This window comes from Legionella sp. (assembly GCF_049790535.1).
Classification (GTDB): Bacteria; Pseudomonadota; Gammaproteobacteria; order Legionellales; family Legionellaceae; genus Legionella.
Genome location: NZ_JBAQZB010000027.1, coordinates 1 through 7101, shown reverse-complemented (window position 1 = coordinate 7101; position 7101 = coordinate 1). Strand labels below are relative to the sequence as shown.

The window sequence follows — 7101 nt, the reverse complement described above, 5'->3', positions numbered from 1 at the left end:
ATTAAGAAATAAACGATTTCCTTTTTCTTTAACTTCATCATACGTCAGCCGAGTTGAGCTAATCGCACCACACAAAGTGTGGGTTTTGTTGTGCTTTAATGAACCGTTCTGGATTTTATTATTCCCTAATTTTTTAAGAAAAATAAATGAAATTTGGATGTTGATGTTGTCAGAAAACAAATGTGGATTATCGTCATATGTAAGCGGTACTTTATTTATGGCCAGCTCTCTTATAATATGAGTATTATTGACATTTTATAGCCATGACGTGATTATGTTTGAATTTTTAATACAGTTAGTAGAAAGTGAGCAACAAAGATATAAAACAAAGCCTAGCGCTTATAAGAAGGAAAAGGAGAACTTTTTTGTAAATGTTGGGAAAATGCCTGAAGATCCTAAATCTCGAGTAAATTATTGGATGGCCTATGCTATAAAATCTATTGTTGGCAGTCTGCCCAAGATACCTTCAACAGAAAACCCTATAAGAATAAAGAACTCTAGTGCTCTTGAATCTCAGTATGTATGGACATCTTTAATGCTCCTTGGAAGCATTTTGCCGGATAAATTTGATCATCACGCAATATGGGTGCTTTCTGCTAATGGGTTTGCTCCAGGAAGTGAAATTGGTTATTTTTCACGATTTAGTAGTAAATCACTTTACGAAACTACATTTAAACGCTATATAGATGAAGTAGAAATTAATGCCTTCTTAACAAAAGCTTCTCCAATCATTACAAAATTATTGGCGGAAGAGAAAAAGATTGTAGATACAACTATCCCGAGTGAGTCATTTAATAACGTTCCATCTCAGACTGATACTCCTTCAACGTCATTCTCAAATATTAACATGCAAGTTTTAGGTGGTTTTATCGCTGCACTTGGTATGGCTGCTGTTGCTATAGCGTTTGTTGCCCTAAATGCTGCAACTTTGGGTTTAACAGGTTTAATCGTCGCTGGCATAGGAGCAGTTGCAACACTTGGTGGCATTGGTTTATTTGCTGCTGGTACTACTAGAAAATACCAGTCTCAACCGTATATAAATGATCTTATGGTGAATTCTTAAGTTAATTGTACCCCTTTTTTTTTGAAACCTGTAATAAAAAACACATATCCAGTCCTTGGAAACAGAACTAGGCAAAACGGATTGCCAATCCCAGCAATTCGTAGCCTAATTATTCAGTTGTCGACCTATACCAACCACAATTTTTATTAGAAAAATAAAATTAAGGGTTTTCATAAATATTTAACTTGATTTATCAAAAAAATTGCCCACATTGTTACTCCCCAGAAATTGGGGATAAGTAAAGAGACAAAAAAATAAGAGGGATTTGCTCTCACTCTACGTAGTAAGCGCTTTTGAATGATTAAAAAGGTTGTCTTGATTCGAATTTTTCTCTTGAAGAGCCTGCACAAAGCCACTCACAGTAGTCACCTTTTTTCCAACAAGAGTGTTACTTATACCTAGGCCCGATTTAAAAAATTCTCGAAGTTCTTTACCCAAATTACCGTTTCTTAAGGTTGATAAGTGTTCACTTAAATCAACCTTCTCTCCATTTAACGCTGATTTTAAAGCATGAACGGCGTCTTTTTTTTGTGTAAAACTTTTTTGAAAGATAGAAAAGAAGCTTCCATAAAAATATTCTTTTGTTTTCCCGGAAAAATCAGTTTACGTCTGTTCTTTCTTTTAGGTAACGCTCCAGTAGATAATTAATATCGGTTTTTCGCAGTTCCTCGTTGTTATCATCTAATTTCACCCCAGAAGGAATTGCAGCAAAGGTTTTGTCTAAGTCAGTATTACTCTTACTTGCCAAATCCTCTTTATGGTACCAATTTAGGTATTTGGAAGAATTATAATCATTGAATGGAGGAAAATGGTATTTTCCATCTGGTTTAAAACCGTAGCAATCCTTAAACTGAATAGGTTCATTGGAAGTGATAAATAAGCCTTTTCCTTGATTACTCACAAACCAAGAATATATTTTTTCAAACAATAGATTACCGCTAAAGCCTGCCGAATTATCATTATCTAGAAATACAACATCAGGATTTGTGGCTAATAATTTATCTATTTCCACCTCGAAATTATCAAGATTATCAACGCTTAATGATGGCCTATACCTTAAAAATTAAAACAAATGTTGGCAGGCTGCGAAAAATAGAGACAGAATTTTAAATTCTGAGTAGATTATTTGAAGGAAGAAAAATGGAAAAATTTATTGGAAAAGTGATGGTTTATGGCTATCTATTCTTGGGTTTAACTTATTTATTTTTAGGTGTGTTACCTGATTTGCAATTAATGGATCCTAGTTTAGTAGATCAAACGGGAGCTATTTCATTGGGATTTATGTTTTGCTTTGGCGCTATTGTTTTTGAAAAATTATATTTAGATACAATTCATTATTAAGGTCAATTATGAAGTTGTGTACGCTGGGTGTGATAATCATTGTTTTTGCGTCACAGTGCCAGTTCTGGTGTGTCTGAATAATACAAAAGGAAAACTTTATGAAAATAATTAAACCGTTTTTAAAAATAATAGTTGGTTATTACTTCTAGGTAACTTTATCAATCTTAAGAACTTTTTGAAACTTAATTTCCCCCTAACTGGAAATACAATCAGAACTGCGCAATTGTAAAAACCCTGGATACCGCTTTTGTCTAATGCAGTCTCTGTGACATACTCCCACCAGAGTGGCCTAGCCAATTCATGGTAGAGATATGTCACTAAATATAAATCAGGATGGTACAAGAACAATCAAAAATGTCTATTAAAATCCATAGATTGATGCAACACCCGAACCACTGCAATACCATAATGAGTTATTTTGAAAAAAATAACATGAGAACCAACATTGAAAGCCCTCAAATCCTGACGGACATAATCACATGTTCGAGAAATAAGTGGATCATCTGCAAGATATTGAAAGCTTGTTTCAATTGCCAAAATGTAATCTTCTGTCCTTTTGATACCAAATTCACGCGTACTATATAAATAGATTGACTCAAGATCCTCTATAGCCTTTGGATAAAGGCGATATGTTTTATTTGGCATGAGGGACTTTCTTCATTCGCTTAAGAAATTCTTCCGCGTTCCACATTAATGGATCCCCGCTCCCTTCTCCTTCATCGATAAGATGACGTAACTGCTCGAGCTTTGATTCAGCTTGTTTTTCACGAAGCAGACGCAATGATTCTCTTAATACTTCACTATTACTTCTATAACCACCTGAATCAACAAGAAACTGAACATAATCACGAAGTTCACTACCCAAATCAACAGTCATTGTGCGAGCCATAAATACCTCAGTAATGTAAGTAAATGTCTTACATTTAGTATATAAGACATTTACTTACATTACAATATTTTCATAACTATCACTAGAGTTCTCCCTAGTGCTATTTGGCTTAGATTAATTTAAGTGTCTGAGCCAATATTTTACTTCAATAAGATGTTGCGAGATTATAGTGCTTGTTGGCGCAGTAAATGCATAAGCCCCAACGCATCACACCTGGAGGTATTTTTTGATAAGCTGGAATTATTAAAGCTTGAAATCCGTCTTTGCGATCCTTCACCGTGCTGCTGAATACGATTTCTTATTTTTTCTGCCAGAAATTCTGTCATAACTTCTCCTACTGATGTCACAATTATGTATCATTTTTTGTGACAAAAAAAACAATTTATTGTGACATGAAATCGAGTGATAATTACCTTATTGAAAATTACTATGTAGCAGATTTGTAACAAAGTGAAATATAACCTCTGTTGTTTCAGGCAGCTGTAGGCAGTAGTTGACAGAATCGTTACATCGCAACTTACTGATTTTATTATTAATTTATCTTGATCAAGTTGGCTTCGAACCAAGGTGTCGGGGGTTCGAGTCCCTCCGAGCGCACCATTTAATCAAGGTCTATTCCGGAGACATCGGTTACATATTATACCGGAGACATAGGTAACACTTTAGGCCCAAAAGGATTCGGCAAAGGTTCCAATTTACATGTCTGCTCATCAAAATAACCTAAATCATACTCCATAAAACTAACTAACCATATATTCTCTTCAACCTCCTTAATTCCTACATTTTGCCACGCTAGAACACTGGTTAAATTTATTTTTTTACCTTTTAAACACAACCTACCACAATGAGTTACTGTGATCATTTTATCATGAAATGGATAGGGCTCTACCCCAAAGAAGGGGGCATTTTAATCAAGTTAGTATTAAACTAACTCATTGATTTCGCAATCAAAAGGAAGATTAAAATGCCCCTTCTTTGGGGTAGAGCCATCATTATGATGTCGATATGCTGATGATGGCATATGCCACTGTAGTACGATGGAGCATGAAGAAGTATAAAAAACTTGCGATTGGAGCGCGCCGGGTTCCCCGGCTCGCCAGAATAAATTAAACAGCCTCTTCTACAGCACGACAATAAGTTTCGCGCAGAAAAGGAAGAATGAGCAATGCCAGGAACATACCGATTGGTAAAATAGCCAACCCTACATAATATGCGTCCAAAGAATAAATACGCACATTATTGACCAGTTTACCTGCCCACATTCTATCTAAAACAAAACCAATAAACGGTTGCGAGAAAGCAATACCTATCATATTAAACATATTCATAAAACCCAGACCAGTAGCTACATAATGTGTACTACACAATTCTTTTGCAACTGAAAATGAGGGTAGAAAACCAGCTGAAAATATTCCAAAAGAAAAAAGCAGGCACTCCATTATCCAGGAAGCCTTGATTGGAGCATAGATAAACAGGACAGAAGTGATTACGGCACCAATCGCACCGATATAAAGAGGTGGCTTTCTCAAACCGATACTATTGGAAAAAACGCCCCATAAGGGACTAGCAATTGCCCAGCCAATAAAAACAAGAGAAACATAATTAGCAGCAACTGCTTTTACAATATTCATTTTAAGCATTAGGAATGGCACCCCCCACAATCCACAAAATACTGGGGTTGCCATGAACATTAAACTGCCATAAATAGCCGCTAACCACAGTTGCTTGTTTTTTAACAAAATAAATAAACTCTGCAACATAGGCGTTTGCTCAATAGTATCATGAACTGCGGAAGAATCGATTTGCTGTATAGGCTGATCTCTTACGACGATGAATATAAAAAAAGCAAGAAAAAGGCCTGTAATACCTATTCCAAACATACTTTGACGCCAACCATAATGATCCACCAATAGAGCCAGAGGCGCTTCACCCCCTATAGCTCCCAGCATTCCTATAGTTACCATCAGTCCAGTGAGTAAGGCAAAACGCTTTGTGGAAAACCAGTTGGAAGCAAGCTTCATCGTACCTACCGCAGCAAAAGCCGAACCAAAACCTATCATCAAGCGTGCTACAAATGCAGTTAATAAACTATCGGTCATTGAAAAAGCAATCGTGCTCAAAGCACAAATAATTGTGGCAAAAGTAAGCATTCGATGTGGGCCGAAACGATCCATCAGCATACCGCAAGGTAATTGCATAGGAGTATATGCGTAATAGTAAAATCCAGATAAAACACCAAGCGTTTGACTTGTGATTGAAAAATCACGCATTAATTCAGTACCCATTACACCAGGGGATACTTGCAGTAAAAATTCATAAAAATAAAAGGCACAACCCAATATCCAAACAATCCATGGTAAAAAAACTCTAGGGGCGGTTTTAATAAAGATACTTTCGGAAGCTGTCGACATGGCTAATAAAGCTCCTAATTCGGCATTTTATATACATAAAAAATTAAAAGCGTAACAGGTTGCCCAGAGAATGTCTATGACTATTCCCCGCTCTTTTTCATCATATTTTTCTCATTAAAATAATTAATCAAACACAAATCTAATTTTAATAAAATCGGATTATTTCATATGCGGACAATCTCCTCATTAAATATTTTTAAAAATCAAAGAGAACTATTAAATACCACTCAGGCCTGTTGACGAGCAACAGCAAAGTGATTAGTATATCCACGATATTAATCTTATTTAATCTATTAGAGCGTTACGAACACTTATATTTTCAACATATAAACACAATAAATATTAAGAGTCTATAATGACTTCAGACAAGCTATTAAGTTATTTAAAATGTCTCGCATAGTGATTGGAATTGCAAAAAAACTCAAAACCCAAGTTAAATAATAAATAACCATAAATTAAATAATGTATATTAACTTTAAACACAAACTTTAATGCTTCAGTTAGCTCACTGAATATTTCTTTTTATTTAGGGATCAAACTTGACTGGCTAAAATGAATGGTGTAGCTAACGAAATAGCCGTGCTAGATTCATGTATAAAATAGGAAAGTCCGGGACCTATTATAAATCCCAAAATCATTGCAAGCGTCATAAACTTTAATTCATTTACTTTATCATCCTTATACCCATGTCCACTATAGCGGCGCCACAAATCCGTTAGATTTTTTGGCCATGGATGAAAAGCATCCCCATCTTTACATTGTGCTTTAGCTTTATTTTGAGCCGCTTCAAAATTACTCAATAATTCATCTTGTGACTTAGCAGTTAATTCAAGTCGAGCGCCAACAGGTGTATCCCTCCAATCTAAATTAGGAAGAATATCAATCACCTTATACAAATCTGAAGTTGTGGCCCACATTGGGGCGCTGATAAAGTTGTAAATGGTAAATGTGGAATTCGCGTACATTGCAAAACCCCGGATGGCCAAGAAATCGAAAATGGCCATATAGTTGGATGGCAGTCTAACTATGAAGAGCATTTTGGAGTGAAACAATCAGAGGACCCTAATGGTAATAGAGACCCTCGTGGTGAACTTGCTAATTCCAGTAGAGACCTTTCTTTATCAAGTTCACTCTGCCCGCTTACCTTTGATTGAGATGGGCGGCATCCTATAAATTATTCTTGTTCCATTTAAGGTAATCGCTCAGCAATTAACCGGGTAACGTCAAATTAATATTTTTGAGATAACTATTAGCTACCAGAGCTTATTTAGTACCCATCAAAGATAAGGTGTCATCAGTGCTTTAATTTCAGTTGGAATAAGTGGTTTAGAGTACACCCCTTGTAACTTTAATTTCTGACAAATCCGGATTAGGTATGGAGATACTTGTGCTGAAAT

Annotated in this window: 10 protein-coding genes; 3 read left to right on the top strand and 7 right to left on the bottom strand. The window is 35.7% G+C overall.

All coding sequences use genetic code 11. The features are described from left to right. Together WA877_RS01260 and WA877_RS01255 are read left to right on the top strand one after the other, a co-directional pair. On the top strand, window positions 1-241 hold a 241-nt coding region (locus WA877_RS01260; RefSeq protein WP_425169130.1), incomplete at its 5' end, for a hypothetical protein. Window positions 242-274: 33 nt separating this feature from the next. After that, entirely contained in the window at window positions 275-1063 is a 789-nt protein-coding gene (locus tag WA877_RS01255) for a hypothetical protein (protein ID WP_425169129.1), read from the top strand. A gap of 598 nt (window positions 1064-1661) precedes the next feature. Here WA877_RS01255 and WA877_RS01250 read toward each other — a convergent pair. Beyond that, complete coding sequence (locus tag WA877_RS01250) at window positions 1662-2075, bottom strand: hypothetical protein (RefSeq protein ID WP_425169128.1); 414 nt, start codon at window positions 2073-2075, stop codon at window positions 1662-1664. A gap of 128 nt (window positions 2076-2203) precedes the next feature. Between WA877_RS01250 and WA877_RS01245 the strand changes: the two genes are divergently transcribed. Further along, on the top strand, window positions 2204-2404 hold the full coding sequence (locus tag WA877_RS01245) for a hypothetical protein (protein ID WP_425169127.1): 201 nt from the start codon (window positions 2204-2206) through the stop codon (window positions 2402-2404). Window positions 2405-2752: 348 nt separating this feature from the next. On the opposite strand, the gene WA877_RS01240 is transcribed toward WA877_RS01245, so the two are convergent. The 6 genes from WA877_RS01240 to WA877_RS01215 form a co-directional block, all read right to left on the bottom strand. Continuing rightward, a complete protein-coding gene (locus WA877_RS01240; protein WP_425169126.1) occupies window positions 2753-3049 on the bottom strand; it encodes a type II toxin-antitoxin system RelE/ParE family toxin in 297 nt (98 codons plus the stop codon). Then, the gene (locus WA877_RS01235) at window positions 3039-3293 is read right to left on the bottom strand and encodes a type II toxin-antitoxin system ParD family antitoxin (RefSeq protein WP_425169125.1); all 255 of its coding nucleotides are present in this window, start codon (window positions 3291-3293) and stop codon (window positions 3039-3041) included. Before WA877_RS01235 ends, WA877_RS01240 begins: the two co-directional genes overlap by 11 nt. A gap of 164 nt (window positions 3294-3457) precedes the next feature. Continuing rightward, complete coding sequence (locus WA877_RS01230; protein ID WP_425169124.1) at window positions 3458-3619, bottom strand: hypothetical protein; 162 nt, start codon at window positions 3617-3619, stop codon at window positions 3458-3460. 311 nt (window positions 3620-3930) lie between these two features. Then, on the bottom strand, window positions 3931-4155 hold the full coding sequence (locus WA877_RS01225) for a hypothetical protein (RefSeq protein ID WP_425169123.1): 225 nt from the start codon (window positions 4153-4155) through the stop codon (window positions 3931-3933). Window positions 4156-4399: 244 nt separating this feature from the next. Further along, window positions 4400-5704 (bottom strand): MFS transporter, encoded by a 1305-nt coding sequence (locus WA877_RS01220; RefSeq protein ID WP_425169122.1) that lies wholly within the window; start codon window positions 5702-5704, stop codon window positions 4400-4402. 533 nt (window positions 5705-6237) lie between these two features. After that, window positions 6238-6669, bottom strand: a complete 432-nt coding sequence (locus WA877_RS01215; RefSeq protein ID WP_425169121.1) for a hypothetical protein — start codon at window positions 6667-6669, stop codon at window positions 6238-6240. Window positions 6670-7101: the final 432 nt, after the last annotated feature.